This window comes from Nocardioides sp., from assembly GCF_036374615.1.
GTDB lineage: Bacteria > Actinomycetota > Actinomycetes > Propionibacteriales > Nocardioidaceae > Nocardioides.
The window spans coordinates 1-15,761 of record NZ_DASUTK010000017.1 but is presented as its reverse complement, the minus strand read 5'-3'; the positions used below and the strand labels follow the sequence as shown (position 1 = coordinate 15,761).

Here is a 15,761-nt window from a genome sequence, read left to right as displayed (position 1 = left end):
GGTTCGGGGTCGGCCGAGGTCACCGACGTGCCGGGCGGCTGAGCCGATCGAGGAACGCGATCAGCAGCGCCTCGCGCATCGCAGCGGAGGCAACGTCGAGCATCGCGTTGACCGGAGCCATCCGGTCGGGGAGCGCCAGGGCGCCGTCCTCGGACGAACCGACCAGGCCGGACGCGGCGAGCAGGCCGTCGAAGTCCTCGTCGGTCAGCGCGGCCGGGTCGAGCGCCTCGATGAACGCCACCACCTCGGGGTCGACGGTGACGGGTCCGGCGGCGACCGCCGCGGCGACCGACTCCGACAGCGCGGCCAGGAACTCCGCCGCCGGCGTCGACGCCGACACCGACAGGTGCAAGGTCGCCGGCCGCCCGGCGTACGACATCTGGGGCTGCACGAACCAGCCGCGCGTCGCCAGCTCGTCGCAGATCGTGAAGGGGTCGCAGCTGGCGTCGGTGGCCACGGCCACGAGGGTGGAATCGGGGGGCGCGACCAGCGCGAGCGGCGCCGAGAGACCGGCCACGATCTCGTCCACCGCCGTGAAGGCCTGAGCGGCGAGCCCGGCGTACCCCTCGTCGCCGAGCGTCTGCAGCACCGCCCACGCGCCGGCCAGCGGCCCGCCCGACTTCGTCGACTGCATCGTCGAGTTGAGCATCGTGTAGCCCGGCCAGCCGGCCCACGCGAAGAACTGCGGTCGTCGCAGCCCGGGCTCGCGATGCAGCAGCACCGACGTGCCCTTGGGGGCGTAGCCGTACTTGTGCAGGTCCACCGAGATCGATGTGACGCCGGGAACCGCGAAGCTCCACGGCGGTACGTCGCGGCCGACCCGGGCGGCGTACGGCAGCACCCACCCGCCGATGCAGGCGTCGACGTGACAGCGGATCCCGCGCGCCGCCGCGACGTCAGCCAGTGAGGTGATCGGGTCCACCACGCCGTGCGCGTACGACGGCGCCGATCCGACCACCAGCACGGTGGAGTCGTCGAGAGCTGCGGTCATGGCAGCGACGTCCGCGCGGAAGTCGTCCCCCACGGGGATCACGACGGTGCGCAGCCCGAAGTAGTGCGCCGCCTTGTGAAACGCCGCGTGCACGGTGTCGGGCACCACGATCGACGGGTCGGGCACGTCGGGCCGGGCGTCGCGCGCACCCTGCACCGCCAGGAGGCACGACTCCGTGCCGCCCGAGGTCACCGACCCGACCGCGCCGGCCGGTGCGTCCAGCAGGTCGCACGCGAAGCCCACGACCTCGTTCTCCATCGCGAGCAGCGACGGGAACGCGGTCGGGTCCAGCCCGTTCGCGCCCGCGTACGCCGCGACCGCAGCCCGTCCGACCTCGTCGACGTCGGCGAGCCCGGAGTCGAAGACGTAGGCGAGGGTGCGCCCGCCGTGCACCGGCAGGTCCCTGGCCTGCATGGCGCGCAGCCGCGCCAGCACGTCGTTCATGCCGCCACCTCCTGGTCGACCGTGGCCGCGTCCAGCGTGTACCCGCGCAACCACCACAGGCTCGCCAGCACCAGCGCTGCCGGCAACAACGAGAACCCCAGCACGATCGCGGTGACGGCCGACTCCGGCTGCGCGACGCCGGTCGTGGACGACACGTAACCGCCGGCCGCGAGGACCAGCGCGAACACGCCCGGTCCGAGCGCCAGCCCGAGCGTCTCGCCGGCAGTCCATACGCCGGTGTAGACACCGACCCGGTTGCTGCCGGTACGCCGGGAGTCGATCGCGGCCGCGTCCGGCAGCATCGCCATCGGGAACACCTGGGCACCGGCGTAGCCGACGCCGACCAGCGCGGTGGCCGCGAACACCACGGCCACCGGCGCATCGTCGGCCAGCACCGCGAGAGCGGCGCCGGCTGCGAGGACCAGCGACGCGGCGACGTACCCCTGCTTCTTGCCGATCCGCCGCCCCAGGCGAGCCCAGACGGGGGTGAGCACCAGGGCGGGCCCCACGAAGCACACGAACAGGATCGTGCCCGCGCCCTTCTGGCCGAGCACGTCGGTCGCCAGGTAGTCCACGCCGGCGAGCATGCAGCCGGTCGCCAGCGCCTGGATGACGAAGGTGGTGAGCAGCGCCCGGAAGTCAGGTGCGGCGGCGACGACGCGCAGCTGGTCGGCGAGCGTCCCGGCGCCGGGTCGGACGGCACCGACCGGAGCCGCGCGGGTGCCGCGGTAGGCGCTGATCACGCCGACCAGGATCACGGCCGCCATCACGACCCCCATCACCCGGTATCCCGCACGGCCGCCCACCGCGTCCCGGATCAACGGGGCAGTGGCTCCGGCCAGCATGATCGTGAACGCGAGGATGGCGACCCGCCAGGTCATGAGCCGGGTGCGCTCGTCGTAGGAGTCGGTGATCTCGGCGGGCATCGCGACGTAGGGCACCTGGAAGAAGGCGTACGCCGACGCGGCGGCCAAGAAGCAGACGAGGACCCACAGGGCGTCGAACCCCTGCGACCCGAGGTCCGGGCCCGCGAAGATCAGCGCGAAGCAGGCTGCCAGGGCGAGCCCCGCCTTCAGCAGCCACGGCCGCCGGGGGCCGCGCTCGTCGACGGTACGGTCGCTGATCCGGCCGGCGATCGGGTTGAGGACCACGTCCCAGGCCTTCGGTGCGAACACGATGACGCCGGCCCACACGGCGGCGATCCCGAGGCTGTCGGTGAGGTACGGCAGCAGCATCAGGCCCGGGACGGTGCCGAAGGCGCCCGTCGCGACCGACCCTGACCCGTACCCGAACCTGACGCCCCGCGGCAGGGTCTCGCTGGCCGGCATGTCGGCAGACTAGTGCCGGGTGGGTTCGGTGAATTCGCGCACCCGCGTCAGCGGGACAGGGCGCGGGAGCCGGCCGATCCGTGGCGTCGCCTCGGGTTGGAGCCGATCGTCCCTCGGGACGGTCCACGCGACCGCGGCGGGCCGGGCGCTCCCTGCTCCGCGGACGACCACTGGTCGAGCCACTCGTCGATGACCGGCCAGGTCGACGTACGCGCGGCGCGGCCGGTCAGGGCGCCGAGGTGGCCGCCTGGCACGACCTCGAACCGGACTTCTCGCGATCCGCTCAGCAGCGGCACCACCGGCGTCACCGCCGCGATCGGCGAGATGCCGTCGGTCGCGCCGCCGAAGACCAGGACCGGCGCCGTGACGTCGGCGAGCCGGACCTTCCGGTCACCGAGGTCGAGCTCGCCCTCGACGAGGGCGTTGCCCTTCATGAACCGGTGGTAGAGCTGCCCGAACGTGCGACCGGGGTAGGCGACCATCTGGTCCCTGAAGTGGTCGACCGCCTCGACCTGAGCCAGGAAGTCCGCGTCGTCGAGGTTCACGGCGAGTGCGAGCGGCTTGGTCACCAGCCTCTGGAACGACGAGAGCTGGAAGGCCCACCCCACCAGCGGCTTGGACGCGCCCCCGACCACCTGGTAGGCGCGAGTGACGATCCCGCGACCCGGAGGGGCCCACCCGGACGGCAGGGTCAGGAGGGGTCGCAGCGGGGCGACGATGGGGACCCGGCTGACGTCGATCGGCGTACCGAGGACGGCGAGCGACGCGATCGGCAGGCCGGGGTCGTCGGCTGCGGTCAGCAGCGTGAAGATCCCACCGAGGGACCACCCGACGACGTGAACCGGCCGACCCCCCGCGTGCGCCGACACCTCGCGGATCGCCGTGGGCAGCACGTCGTCGACCCAGTGGTCGATGCCGAGGTTGCGGTCCTTGAGCGACACCGCGCCGTACTCCACGAGGTACGTCGGACGGCCACCCCCCACGAGGTGCTCCACCAGCGAGCAGCCCCGGCGCAGGTCGAAGCACCGGGCAGGCGCCGCGAGCGGGCTCACCAGGAGCACCGGGTCGCCGGTCCCGTCCGTGCCGGCGGGTCGGTAGTGGTAGACCTCGCGCAGCGTCCCCTCGCCGACCAGGTCGCGCCGCATCGGGCGCAGGTCTGCCAGACCGCCGTAGAGAACCTGGCGCGCCACGTTCCCCGCCGCGGCCACGACCTGATCGGGCTTCGGGACCAGATCCATGCTTCGCAAGGTACCCGACCTCGACAGGGCCGACGCGCCGCTGTAGACACAGGCCATGAGCTGGAAGGCCATCGCCGCAACGGGGGCCGCCGCCATCGGCGCGGTCGCGGTCCACGACCTCGTGCAGAAGCAGCACGCGCTGAAGCGCAACTTCCCGGTGATCGCCAACCTGCGGTACATGCTCGAGAGCATCGGGCCCGAGCTGCGCCAGTACATCATCACCGACAACGACGACGAGCGGCCGTTCAGCCGTGACCAGCGGCGGTGGGTGTACGCCTCCGCGAAGCTGCAGAACAACTACTTCGGGTTCGGCACGGACAACGACGTCGAGCACACCGTCGGTTACCCGATCATCAGGCACCGCACGTTCTCCGAGGTCGTCCCGCACACCGGGGTCCACATCGGCGAGGACATCCCGATCCCGTCCGCCAAGGTGCTCGGCGGCGCCCGCGGCCGTCGGCTCAAGTTCCGCCCGACCTCGGTCGTCAACATCTCGGGCATGAGCTTCGGCTCGCTCTCCGCTCCCGCCGTCGAGGCGTTGAACAAGGGAGCGAAGCTGGCGGGCTGCTTCCACAACACCGGCGAGGGCGCCCTGTCGCCCCACCACCGGCACGGCGGCGACATCATGTTCCAGATCGGAACGTCGTACTTCGGGTGCCGTGACGAAAAGGGTGAGTTCGACCTCGGCCGGCTCAAGGACGTGGTGGCCTCCGCGCCGGTCTGCGCGATCGAGATCAAGCTCAGCCAGGGCGCCAAGCCCGGCCTGGGCGGGATGCTGCCGGCAGCCAAGATCAGCCAGGAGATCGCCGACATCCGCGGCATCCCCATGGGGGTGGACTGCTCGAGCCCCTCGCGGCACTCGGTGTTCCGTGACGTCGACAGCATGCTCGACTTCGTCGAGCTGGTCGCGAGCGAGACCGGCCTTCCGGTCGGGATCAAGTCGGCGGTCGGCAACATGCAGTTCTGGCACCAGCTCTCCGAGCAGATGTCGAAGGAGCGCGCGGTCGACTTCATCACGATCGACGGGGGCGAGGGCGGCACGGGAGCGGCGCCGCTGGTGTTCAGCGACTCGGTGGCGCTGCCCTTCCGGCTCGCCTTCACGACCGTCTACAAGCTCTTCGCGGAGAAGGGCCTCACCGACGACATCACGTTCATCGGGGCTGCCAAGCTCGGGCTCCCGGAGAACGCGATCGTGGCGATGGCCCTCGGCGCCGACCTGATCAACACCGGGCGTGGCGCGATGCTGGCCCTCGGCTGCATCCAGGCGCAGGAGTGCCACACCGACCACTGCCCGACCGGGGTGGCCACCCAGAACGCGTGGCTGACCCGTGGCCTCGACCCGACCCTGAAGTCGATCCGGGTCGCGAACTACATCAGGACCCTCCGCCGCGACCTGCTCAAGGTCTCGGAGGCGTGCGGCGTGGTCCACCCCGGGCTGATCGACGTGAACGACATCGACATCCTCGACGGCGTGCTGTCGTCGAGGTCGCTCGGCGAGGTCTACGGCTACCGACCCGGGTGGGGCCAGCCCTCCGCAACCGACCGTGCGGAGATCGAGCGGCTGATGACGCAGAGCCTGGTCTGACTGTGCCGGGTTCGGGGGTCACGCGTCACGGTCGGGACTCTCACGGCCGCGGTTCCTGGTAGCTCCGCGCCATCCACCGTTCCGGGTGGGTCAGTGGCGCGAAGCCGAACCGGGCATAGACGTCGTGGGCGTCGTGCGTGGCCAGCACGGCCCGCCCGACGCCGTACGACGCCAGCTGCTCGTCCACCGCGGCGAGCAGCGCCGAGCCCACGCCCCGCCCTCGGTGCGGGCGGTCGACGTACACGTCGCACAGCCAGGCGTGCGTCGCCCGGTCGGTGACCAGCCGGGCGTAGCCCACCAGCTCGTCCCCGACGTACGCGCCGAAGTTGACCGACCCCGCGATCGACCTCACGACGACCTCGCGCGGCCGGCCCAGCGCCCAGTAGGCGTCCTCGGACAGCCACCGGTGGATCCGGTCGACGTCGAGCCGGTCCGGGTCCGTGGAGACCTCGATGGTCATCGCGCGCTCACTCGCTGCGGCCGACCTCCGCCATGCTCTCGAGGAACCCGTCCGCCCAGGCGGCGACGTCGTTCCTCAGGACGGTCCGGCGCATCGCCTTCATCCGCCTCGACCGTGCCTTGTCGTCGGCGCGGCAGGCTTCGAGCAGGGCGGCCTTCATGCCGTTGATGTCGTACGGGTTGACCAGCCACGCCTGTCGCAGCTCGTTGGAGGCGCCCGCGAACTCCGACAGCACCAGGGCGCCGTCGTCGTCGTAGCGGCAGGCGACGTACTCCTTGGCGACCAGGTTCATGCCGTCCCGGAACGGGGTGACGACCATGATGTCGGCGGCCCGGTAGAGCGCGGCCATCTCCTCCCGGGGGTACGACGAGTGGAGGTAGTGGATCGCCGGCTGCCCGATCCGTCCGAGGTCGCCGTTGATCCGACCCACCAGCCGGTCGATCTCGTCGCGCAGCAGTCGGTACTGCGCGACCCGCTCCCGCGACGGCGTCGCCACCTGCACGAAGACCGCCTCGTCCGCGTCGAGCGAGCCGTCGGTGATCAGCTCGCTGAACGCGCGCAACCGGGCGATGATCCCCTTGGTGTAGTCCAGCCGGTCGACGCCGAGGAACACCTTCGTGGGGCTGCCCAGCGCGCTCCTGATCTCCGCACAGCGCTCGACGACCGACTCGCGGCGGGCCAGCTCCTCGAACGCCCGGGTGTCGATCGAGATCGGGAACGCAGCCGCCCGGACCTTCCGACCGTCCGGGAGGTAGACGATGTCGCGGTGGGTCTTGTGGCCGACCCGCTGCCGCACGAGACGGACGAAGTTCGCCGCCCCGCCGGGCAGCTGGAACCCGACGAGGTCGGCGCCGAGCAGCCCCTCGAGGACCTGCCGCCGCCAGGGGAGCTGGGCGAAGAGCTCGGCAGGCGGGAACGGGATGTGCAGGTAGAACCCGATCCGCAGGTCCGGGCGCAGCTCGCGCAGCATCTGGGGGACGAGCTGGAGCTGGTAGTCGTGCACCCAGACCGTCGCCCCCTGCTCGGCGACCTCGGCGGCCCTCTCGGTGAACCGACGGTTGACGTCGACGTAGGAGTCCCACCACTCACGGTGGAACTCCGGCTTCGCGACGACGTCGTGGTAGATCGGCCAGAGGGTCGCGTTCGACATGCCCTCGTAGAACTCCTCGACGTCCTGAGCGGTCAGCGAGATCGGCACGAGCGACAGGCCGTCGTCCTCGAACGGCTCGAGGTCGGTCTCCGTACCGCCGGGCCACCCGATCCAGACGCCGTTCCGGGTGCGCATCACCGGATCCATCGCCGACACGAGGCCGCCGGGAGAGCGTCGCCACCCGGGTGACCCGTCCGGGAGCTCGACCCGGTCGACCGGCAGCCGGTTCGCGACGATGACGAGCTGGTCGGACTGGGTCACGTCTTCCACCCTAGGGGGCGCCGAGAACGGCCTGCTCACCCGATCGGCACGGCGCTCGAGACCCGCTCGAGACCCCGCTCGACACCCGCTGGGCGACTCGCGCCGGAACGAATGACATCGTTGTGGTTCGTCACCTACAGTGGGCGCACGACCCCGGACCGACCAGGAGAACCCACCGCATGGACGCCGCGAACGCACTCCACGGCCACTCGGCCGGCGAGCAGCCCGGCCTGAGCGACCGCGACCGCGAGATCCTGGAGTTCGAGCGCCACTGGTGGAAGTACGCCGGCGCCAAGGAGACCGCGGTCCGCGAGAAGTTCGACATGAGCTCGACCCGTTACTACCAGGTCCTCAACGCCCTGATCGACCGGCCGGAGGCTCTCGAGGCCGACCCGCTGCTGGTCCGCCGGCTGCGACGGCTGCGGGCTGCCCGGCAGCGGCAGCGCTCCGCGCGCCGCCTCGGCTTCGAGGTCTAGCTGGTGGTTGAGGTGCGAGCGAAGCGAGCCTGGAAACCCGGGATCCGGTCGACGCGGGGCCAGCGGGGCGTCGCCTTCCCTTCGCCGGTAGCCATGCTGAGCGTCATCGCCGTGGCGATGGCCGGTATCGCCTACGTCGCGACCAAGGACCAACCGCCGACCGAGCGTGAGGTCCGTACGGTGTCGACGCCGTCGCAGACCGAGCCCACGCCAGAGCCCACGCCCGAGCAGCCGCTGCCCACCGCCAAGCAGAAGCCGATCGAGCCGCAGGTCGTCCGTGGCGAGGTCTACGTCGAGGTCTACAACAACTCCGGGATCTCCGGCCTCGCCAGCCGGGTCGCCGGCGTCGCGACCGACGTCGGCTGGCAGGTCGTCGGGTCCGACAACTGGTACGGCACGATCCCGGCGTCCACGGTCTACTACCCCGAGCGGCTCAAGGCGGCCGCCAAGCTGCTCGCGCTCGACCTCGGCCTCGAGCGCACGATGCCGGCCACCGGGCCGATGCGCCGCGACCGGCTCACGGTGGTCCTCACCGCCGACGTCGCCTGATCCCTCGGCCCGACTGCCCGGCCGCGTGGTTGGGTGAGCTCATGGAGTTCACCTCGCCGGAGGCCGAGCAGCGGTACGCCGACCTGGTCGCCGCCGCTGCCCGTGTCGTCGTCGGCCTGGACTTCGACGGAGTCCTCTCGCCGATCGTCGACGAGCCGTCGGAGGCCTACATCCACCCCGATGCCCCAGCCGTCCTCGTGCAGCTCGCCGAGGTCGTGCGCGCCGTCGCCGTGATCACCGGTCGCCCAGCCCGGCAGGCGATCGCGCTCGGTGGTCTCGACGAGGTCGGCGGTGAGATCCACGCTGGCGGAAAGGAGCTCTTCGTGTTCGGCCAGTACGGCAACGAGCGGTGGTCGTCCACGCAGCGACGGATCGTGTCGCCACGCCCGCCCCAGGGGTTGTCGTCGTTCGAGCGCGAGCTGCCGGGAGTGCTGCGCCGGTCCGATGCCGCGGCGGCGTACGTCGAGGAGAAGGGACTGGCGGTCGCCGTGCACACCCGCCGACTGCCCGATCCGACCGCCGCCTTCGATCGGCTGCTCGAGCCGCTGCGCTCGCTGGCCGACCGACACGGGCTGACGCTCGAGCCCGGCCGCAACGTGATCGAGGTCCGGTCTCCGGGCATGACCAAGGGGCACGCCGTGCACACCCTGGTGTCGGAGCAGGAGGCCGGTGGGGTGCTGTTCGCCGGCGACGACCTCGGCGACCTGGAGGCGTTCGACGCCGTGACGGAGCTGCGCGACCAGGGACTGCCGACCCTCCTCGTGTGCTCCCTCTCGGAGGAGGAGTCCGCCCTCGCTGCCCGCGCCGACGTCCTGGTCCCCGGCCCGACCGGGGTCCTGGACCTGCTTCGCGACCTGACCCGGCGCGCCACCACCACTGCGTAACGGCGCCTCCGTAGCGCTCCCACCCCGGTGCAACGGGGTCGGAGCGCCACCACGGGTCCGTTACCGGCCGAGGCAGCGCCGCCTATCCAGCATTCGGGACCGCCGTACGCATCGTGAGACGGCTCCCGTAGAGTCCTGACCAGCTCATCGAGAGGGACTGAGGGAACGGCCCGTCGACGTCCCGGCAACCGCCACGACCAGCTCCACATCCATCCGGTCGCGGAAACGGTGCCAATTCCGGCCCGGACGAGAGTCGTCCGGGGAAGATGAGGAGGAGGAATCCGTGAGCGCGACGTTGTCCGAGGTCACCCAGGACGCCGACACCACCACCCGACCCGGGCTCCGCGAGGGCGCCTTCGGCAACGCCCGCGCGTTGTCGTGCCGCGAGTGCGGTCACGAGGTTGAGCTCGGCCCCTTCTACGCCTGTCCCGAGTGCTTCGGCCCGCTCGAGGTGGCGTACGGCGAACGCGCCGTCAGCCGCGAAGAGATCGAGGCCGGTCCGCGCAACATCTGGCGCTACAAGGCGTTGCTGCCGGTGCCGACCGACATCGAGAGCTCGCCCAACACCGAGCCCGGCTTCACCCGCCTCCTCCGGGCCCACAACCTGGGGCGCGAGCTCGGCATCGAGACGCTCTGGGTCAAGGACGACTCCACGAACCCGACCAACTCGTTCAAGGACCGGGTCGTCGCCTGTGCCCTGAGCGCGGCCCGCGAGCTGCACGCGAAGGTGTTCGCGTGTCCGAGCACTGGCAACCTCGCCAACGCCGTCGCCGCGGCGGGCGCCCGCGCCGGCATCAAGACGGTCGTGTTCATCCCCGCGGACCTGGAGAAGCCCAAGCAGGTCAACTCCGCCGTGTACACCGACTCCCTGGTCGCCGTGAACGGGTCCTACGACGACGTCAACAGGCTGGCCTCGGAGATCGCCGGTGAGGAGGACGGCTGGGCGTTCGTCAACGTCAACGTCCGGCCCTACTACGCCGAGGGCTCCAAGACCCTCGGGTTCGAGATCGCGGAGCAGCTCGGCTGGCGGCTGCCGGACCAGATCGTGATCCCGGTGGCGTCGGGGTCCCAGCTCACCAAAGTGCACAAGGCGTTCCAGGAGCTGATCGCCCTCGGGCTGGTCGAGGACAAGCCCTACCGGGTGTTCGGGGCACAGGCCGCCGGCTGTTCGCCCGTCTCCACGGCGTACAAGGCCGGCGTGGACGCGATCCGACCCGTCAAGCCCGACACCATCGCCAAGAGCCTGGCGATCGGCAACCCCGCCGACGGGATCTACGTGCTCGACATCTGCCGGCAGACCGGCGGCGCGGTCGAGGACGTCACCGACGACGAGGTGCGTGCCGGGATCCTGCTGCTCGCCCGGAACGAGGGGATCTTCACCGAGACCGCCGGCGGCACCACGACGGCGGTGCTCAAGAAGCTCGTCGAGACCGGCCAGCTCGACCCGTCGCTGGAAACTGTCATCATCAACACCGGGATGGGCCTGAAGACGCTCGACGCGGTGGCCGACCAGGTCGGTGCGGCTGCGACGATCGACCCGTCCTACACCGCGTTCGCCGCGACCGGCATCGCGTGACCCGACGCAGCAGAGGAGAGAGACCGTGAGCGTGTCCGTCCGCATCCCGACCATCCTGCGCACCTACACCGACGGCGAGTCCGAAGTGACCGCCGACGGCACCACGCTTGCGGAGGTGCTCGACGACCTCGACGGCAACTTCAACGGCCTCAAGGGCCGGATCGTCGACGAGAGCGGCGAGCTGCGCCGGTTCGTGAACGTGTACGTCGGCAACGACGACGTCCGCTTCCTCGACAACCTCAAGACCCCGACGCCGGAGGGGACCCAGATCTCGGTGATCCCGGCCGTGGCCGGCGGCTCCTGACCGCAGCCCCTGACCGCGGCGTGTGCCTGAGAGTGCGCTCTGACGCACTCTCAGGCACACGAGGCAGTGGGGTTTAGCCCTCGACGTCCACCAGCGCTGCATGCCCGCGGTCGTCGACCCGGACGGTCGCGATCGCGCCGTCGCCGACGGCCTCCTCCATCTCGGCCGCTTCGTCCTGCGGCAGGAACCAGCTCTCGATCCCGCACCGCACCCGCCAGGTGTGGTCGGTGCACGCGAGGTAGGTGCCGTCCTCGGGTCGGGTGCGGGTCCACGAGTCGGCGACCCAGACGTCGCCCTTCGGGCGGAGCGTGAGGTACACGTCGCCCGAGTCCCCGTCGTCGATCCCGCGCGGGTCCGGGCCACCGAGCCGGAGGTCCGGGTACTGCAGGTCGACGTACGCGCCCCGGAACGGATCGATCGGGTCGACCGGCGCGACCCGGAGCCGGATCTCCTCACCGGTGAGCCGCGCCGACAGCTGGGGGTAGACGGCGACCGCAGCCAGCGCCAGCCCGGTCACGGACACCACACCGACCTTGCGGACCATGCTGATCATCGGACCTCTCCTTCCAGAGCCGCGGCGAGGCGCCGGCGGGCTCGGTCGAACGTGAAGCCGGTGCCCAGGAAGATCAGGCCCAGCACGACGAACAGCCAGGCGCCCTCGATGATCGGAGCGAACACGGCGAAGCTCTGGAACGTCGTGAAGACCACCAACGCCCCGGTCGCCGACGCGGTCAGCCGCCAGCTGTCGTGTCGGGTCCCGAGCAGTGCCACGCCGATCGCCGCTGCGACGTACGCCGTGACGCTGACCGCCGCGTGGGCCCATTCGGCCGGCCCGACCAGGTCGACGTCCGAGCTGGTCTCCCAGGCGGCGAGGGCGATCGCGACGACCGCGACCGCGACACCGGCCACCGCCTCCATCCGGTCGATCGCCGTTCCGGCCCGGCCGAGCGCCACGGCGGTGATCACGCCGGCGACGACGAGGCCACCGACCAGCCACGCGTTCCACTCGAAGTCCGCGAGCCCCACGAAGGGGAGCGCCGCCACGAACAGCGCCGCCAGCGCGAACACCGCGCCGACCTCACGCCACGGGGCCGCGAACCGATCGTTGGCCTGCTCGCCCGCAGCACCGGTCGTGTGGAGCGACGCCGCCGCCACGCCGACGCACGCGAGGACGGCGAGCGCCAGTACTGCGCCGAGCCCGCTCGGCTGATCCCACAGGACCTGCCAGACGAACCAGGTGCTACCGGCGGCGAGCGCCACGAGGAGCGGACCCGCACCGCGGACGACGTAGGCGTGAACGAGGGCGCCGGCGGCCCACAGCCCCACGAGGCGGGGCTCGTATGCAGGGACCTGGAAGCTCTGGGCGGCCTGGAAGATCACCGCGCCCAGGGCCAGCGCCGCCAACAGCCGGACCGAGAACACCAGCGGCCGGGGGATGCCCGGCTGCCGCTGGTGTCGCGCAGCAAACGCCTCACCGGCCGCCAGCAGCGCCACCCAGATGGCGGCGACGGCGACGAACCGCAGGGTGGGTGGGAGCTGGTCCAGGTTGGCTGCGACGAGCCAGATCAGCCCCACGCCGACGAAGACGGCGCCGAGGGTGAGCAGGAGCCGGCCGACCGAGAACCGCCGGGACTCGTGGTAGCGGGCGGCCAGCGTAGCGGCGAGCGCAGGGTCGATGAGGCCCTCGTGCTGCCAGGCGGCCAGCTCGGTGCGGAGCCAGCTGAGCTGAGAGGGGCTGGCGGGCCGCAGTGGCGGCCGGTCCAGAGTCGGTGAGGTGGTCATGCGGTCAGCATGGGCCGCACCCTGCCCGCCCGCCTGAGCACCGGTGCTCACTCGCCAGGCAAAATGTCTCGGTTTCGTCTGCGGTGCCGGATGAGGCGTCCCTAACCTTCGGAGTTCACGGGTGGGAGCGCCGACCTGCGGGTCGTCGTCCGTGACTGGCGGGGGAGACTCGCGTGGGCAGAACAACCAAATGCGGGGACAGGCGCACCGACGAGCGGGGCGCCTCCGCTGTCGAGTTCGCGCTCGTCGTGCCGATCCTGGTGATCCTGCTGCTCGGCATCATCGAGATGACCTTCCTGATGCGTGACTACTCCTCGTTGAGCAGCAGCGTCCGCGCCGGCGCGCGCACCGCGTCCGCTGCCGCCGACGCCGGGCCCGGGACGTGTGAGGCGAGCGATCCCAGCCCGCCGCCGTGCACGCCGACAAGCGTCCCCGCGTTCGCTCAGGCTGCGGCTGACACCATCCAGCAGGCGGGTACTGCCATGCCGCGCGAGGACATCCAGTGGCTGATGGTGTACGAAGCCGGCACGAACGGCTTCCCCCTGGGCCAGTCCACCCTGACGTGCAGCTCGAACTGCGTGATCTACGTGTGGGATGCAGGCCTCGGCAAGTTCCGGTACTCATCGGGCAGCTGGGCCTCCGCCAGCGTCAATGCCTGCGTCAACGACCCCGGTCGTCACACGGTCGGGATCGGCATGCAGGCAGATCACACCTGGCTGACCGGGATGTTCGGTGACGGCATGACCATGCAGGAGCGCACCGTCATGCAGTTCGAGCCGCTCGAGGCCGACCGGTGCAAGCCCGGCACGGCGAACGCACATGCGTGAGGACCAGCGCCATGGCTAGGAGGCGCGTCAAGAGCCAGGTCGGAGCCGCCGCGGTGTTGGTGGCATCGTTCGTGGCGGCCCTCGCGCTACCGCTGGCCGCGATCTCGGTCGACGTCGCGCGGTGGTACGTCGAGCTCGAGCGTGTCCAGGCCGCGGCCGACGCCGCGGCGACCGCGGGGGTGACGTACATGCCCGACGACTTCGAGAAGGCGCGACAACGTGCGATCGAGATCGCCGAGGACAACGGCTTCCCCAACACGGGAGCCAGCAGCGTCACTGTCACGGTCGGTGAGAAGCCGACCCAGCTGGAGGTCACCGTCGCATCGAAGGTCGGCAACGGCTTCGGTGCTGCGATCGGCGTCGTGGACACGGTGCTGGCGCGGACCGCCGTGGCCGACTACAACGGGCCTGCCCCGATGGGCAGCCCGTGCAACACCATGGGGAACGAGCCGGCCGGCACACCGGGGCGCCCACCTGTGGCGAGCCAGTTGTTGGTGCCTTCGGGCGCGACGTGCTCGACCAACCCGGAGTTCTGGAGCAACATCGGAGGTCCCGACTGGCCCAAGGGCAACGGCGACCAGTTCATGACCCGCACCTGCACCAGCGGGGTCGACGGGTGCGACGGTACGACGAACCTGGAGTTCGATCCCCAGGGCTACTTCTACCTGGTGCGGATCGGACCCGGTGCGGTGGGCAAGCCCGTGACGATCCAGCTCTACGACCCCGCCTTCGTGGCGCAGGGCGACTACTGCGAGACCGGGCCGAGCGGCAGCGCCGTGGACAACAACAACTGGAACCCCTACGCGACGACCGACGCCATCAACCGGTACAGGAAGCTGTCGAGCACGTCGACCAACACGTTCTGCACCGGTGACGTAGCGACGACCACCGCGCCGACGGTGACTTCCTTCGGGCTGCGTGGGCCGACCGACCTGAACGACGCCCGCAAGGCGCCGCCCATCACGTCCTGTGTGCGCCAGTACCCGGGGTACGCCGCGTCCGACCTCAGCCGCAGTGCCCTCCGCAGCACGAGCAGCGCCTACAACCAGAACCTCGCGCGGGTGTTCCACCAGTGGGTCCCGATGTGCACCTTCACGCCTTCCGAGGCCGGGGACCACTTCATCCAGGTGCGGACCAACGTGGAGCTGAGCACCAGCACGCCCGACGGGAACGGCGGCTACTCCGGCAACACCCAGGTGTTCACCCAGACCGGCGACGACACCAGCGTCGGCGGCGGGGGCGCCAACCGGTTTGCGATCCGCGCGTTCTCATCGGGGGTGGGGGCAGGCGCGATCTCGGTCTCGGCGTGGGAGCGGATGCCGATCTATGCCAACGCCACCGGTGCGACCACCGTCTTCAACCTGGTCCGCGTGATCCCGGCCGCCGCGGGCAAGACGCTGGTGTTCGGGTTCTTCGACGTCGGTGAGGCGGCGACCGGCGGCACCATGCGGGTCGTTCCACCCACCGACTCGAACATGGCCTCGAACATCCCGGGCTGTCGCGGCACCGGCAAGGTCACGGGTGCGCTGACGAATTGCCGCATCACCGGTATCTCCAGCGCCGCTGGATGGAACGGGAAGTCCCAGCAGATCCGAGTCCCGATCCCGAGCACGTACACGTGCGACACGAGCAGTGCTGGTGGCTGCTGGTTCCGCGTGGAGGTCGACTTCGGTTCCGGGTCCTCTGTGAACGACTCCACCACGTGGACGGCCAAGATCGAGGGTGAGCCGGTCAGGCTCATCGAGTAGCCGCGGCACTCGTGCTCGTACCGGCCTGGCGCGGAACTGTTTGCACTCGACCACCCCGAGTGCTAAACATGAGGCTGGCACTCGTAGCATGAGAGTGACAACACCGACGAGGTGACGTTGAGGTCCGTGACCGGCCGGGGAGCAGGGTTCTCCGGGAC

At 70.9% G+C, this 15,761-nt stretch carries 15 protein-coding genes and 1 riboswitch; of the genes, 8 read left to right on the top strand and 7 right to left on the bottom strand.

Annotated features, from left to right (window positions below; genetic code table 11):
* Positions 1–19: 19 nt before the first annotated feature.
* From VFZ39_RS00965 to VFZ39_RS00955, 3 genes are read right to left on the bottom strand one after another with little or no spacing between them, the layout of a single operon-like run.
* Complete coding sequence (locus tag VFZ39_RS00965) at positions 20–1,435, bottom strand: pyridoxal phosphate-dependent decarboxylase family protein (protein ID WP_330863846.1); 1,416 nt, start codon at positions 1,433–1,435, stop codon at positions 20–22.
* Complete coding sequence (locus VFZ39_RS00960; protein WP_330863845.1) at positions 1,432–2,763, bottom strand: MFS transporter; 1,332 nt, start codon at positions 2,761–2,763, stop codon at positions 1,432–1,434. The genes VFZ39_RS00965 and VFZ39_RS00960 overlap by 4 nt, the downstream gene beginning before the upstream one ends.
* 47 nt (positions 2,764–2,810) lie before the next feature.
* Positions 2,811–4,001 (bottom strand): alpha/beta hydrolase, encoded by a 1,191-nt coding sequence (locus VFZ39_RS00955; RefSeq protein ID WP_330863844.1) that lies wholly within the window; start codon positions 3,999–4,001, stop codon positions 2,811–2,813.
* 55 nt (positions 4,002–4,056) lie between these two features.
* On the opposite strand from VFZ39_RS00955, the gene VFZ39_RS00950 reads away from it, so the two are divergent.
* Positions 4,057–5,586 (top strand): FMN-binding glutamate synthase family protein, encoded by a 1,530-nt coding sequence (locus tag VFZ39_RS00950; protein WP_330863843.1) that lies wholly within the window; start codon positions 4,057–4,059, stop codon positions 5,584–5,586.
* A 40-nt stretch (positions 5,587–5,626) separates the two neighbouring features.
* Here the strand turns inward: VFZ39_RS00950 and VFZ39_RS00945 are convergent, their stop codons facing one another.
* Both VFZ39_RS00945 and VFZ39_RS00940 read right to left on the bottom strand, forming a co-directional pair.
* Complete coding sequence (locus VFZ39_RS00945; protein ID WP_330863842.1) at positions 5,627–6,046, bottom strand: GNAT family N-acetyltransferase; 420 nt, start codon at positions 6,044–6,046, stop codon at positions 5,627–5,629.
* Positions 6,047–6,053: 7 nt separating this feature from the next.
* A complete protein-coding gene (locus VFZ39_RS00940) occupies positions 6,054–7,466 on the bottom strand; it encodes an alpha,alpha-trehalose-phosphate synthase (UDP-forming) (protein WP_330863841.1) in 1,413 nt (470 codons plus the stop codon).
* Between the two features lie 170 nt (positions 7,467–7,636).
* On the opposite strand from VFZ39_RS00940, the gene VFZ39_RS00935 reads away from it, so the two are divergent.
* From VFZ39_RS00935 to VFZ39_RS00915, 5 genes are all read left to right on the top strand, one after another.
* Positions 7,637–7,933 (top strand): DUF3263 domain-containing protein, encoded by a 297-nt coding sequence (locus tag VFZ39_RS00935; RefSeq protein WP_330863840.1) that lies wholly within the window; start codon positions 7,637–7,639, stop codon positions 7,931–7,933.
* Positions 7,934–8,026: 93 nt separating this feature from the next.
* Positions 8,027–8,482, top strand: a complete 456-nt coding sequence (locus VFZ39_RS00930; RefSeq protein ID WP_330863839.1) for a LytR C-terminal domain-containing protein — start codon at positions 8,027–8,029, stop codon at positions 8,480–8,482.
* A gap of 41 nt (positions 8,483–8,523) precedes the next feature.
* A complete protein-coding gene (gene otsB / locus VFZ39_RS00925; RefSeq protein WP_330863838.1) occupies positions 8,524–9,366 on the top strand; it encodes a trehalose-phosphatase in 843 nt (280 codons plus the stop codon).
* A gap of 141 nt (positions 9,367–9,507) precedes the next feature.
* A riboswitch (SAM riboswitch) is annotated at positions 9,508–9,639 on the top strand.
* A 10-nt stretch (positions 9,640–9,649) separates the two neighbouring features.
* Positions 9,650–10,942 carry a threonine synthase gene (thrC, locus tag VFZ39_RS00920; RefSeq protein ID WP_330863837.1) on the top strand — a complete coding sequence of 431 codons (1,293 nt, stop codon included), beginning with the start codon at positions 9,650–9,652 and terminating at the stop codon, positions 10,940–10,942.
* Positions 10,943–10,967: 25 nt separating this feature from the next.
* Positions 10,968–11,246, top strand: a complete 279-nt coding sequence (locus VFZ39_RS00915; protein ID WP_330863836.1) for a MoaD/ThiS family protein — start codon at positions 10,968–10,970, stop codon at positions 11,244–11,246.
* Between the two features lie 73 nt (positions 11,247–11,319).
* Here the strand turns inward: VFZ39_RS00915 and VFZ39_RS00910 are convergent, their stop codons facing one another.
* Together VFZ39_RS00910 and VFZ39_RS00905 are read right to left on the bottom strand one after the other, a co-directional pair.
* The gene (locus VFZ39_RS00910; RefSeq protein WP_330863835.1) at positions 11,320–11,799 is read right to left on the bottom strand and encodes a GDYXXLXY domain-containing protein; all 480 of its coding nucleotides are present in this window, start codon (positions 11,797–11,799) and stop codon (positions 11,320–11,322) included.
* Entirely contained in the window at positions 11,796–13,028 is a 1,233-nt protein-coding gene (locus VFZ39_RS00905) for a DUF2157 domain-containing protein (protein ID WP_330863834.1), read from the bottom strand. Before VFZ39_RS00905 ends, VFZ39_RS00910 begins: the two co-directional genes overlap by 4 nt.
* A 173-nt stretch (positions 13,029–13,201) precedes the next feature.
* Here VFZ39_RS00905 and VFZ39_RS00900 point away from each other — a divergent pair, with 173 nt between their 5' ends.
* Together VFZ39_RS00900 and VFZ39_RS00895 are read left to right on the top strand one after the other, a co-directional pair.
* A complete protein-coding gene (locus tag VFZ39_RS00900; protein WP_330863833.1) occupies positions 13,202–13,855 on the top strand; it encodes a TadE/TadG family type IV pilus assembly protein in 654 nt (217 codons plus the stop codon).
* An 11-nt stretch (positions 13,856–13,866) separates the two neighbouring features.
* Complete coding sequence (locus VFZ39_RS00895) at positions 13,867–15,603, top strand: pilus assembly protein TadG-related protein (RefSeq protein ID WP_330863832.1); 1,737 nt, start codon at positions 13,867–13,869, stop codon at positions 15,601–15,603.
* Positions 15,604–15,761: the final 158 nt, after the last annotated feature.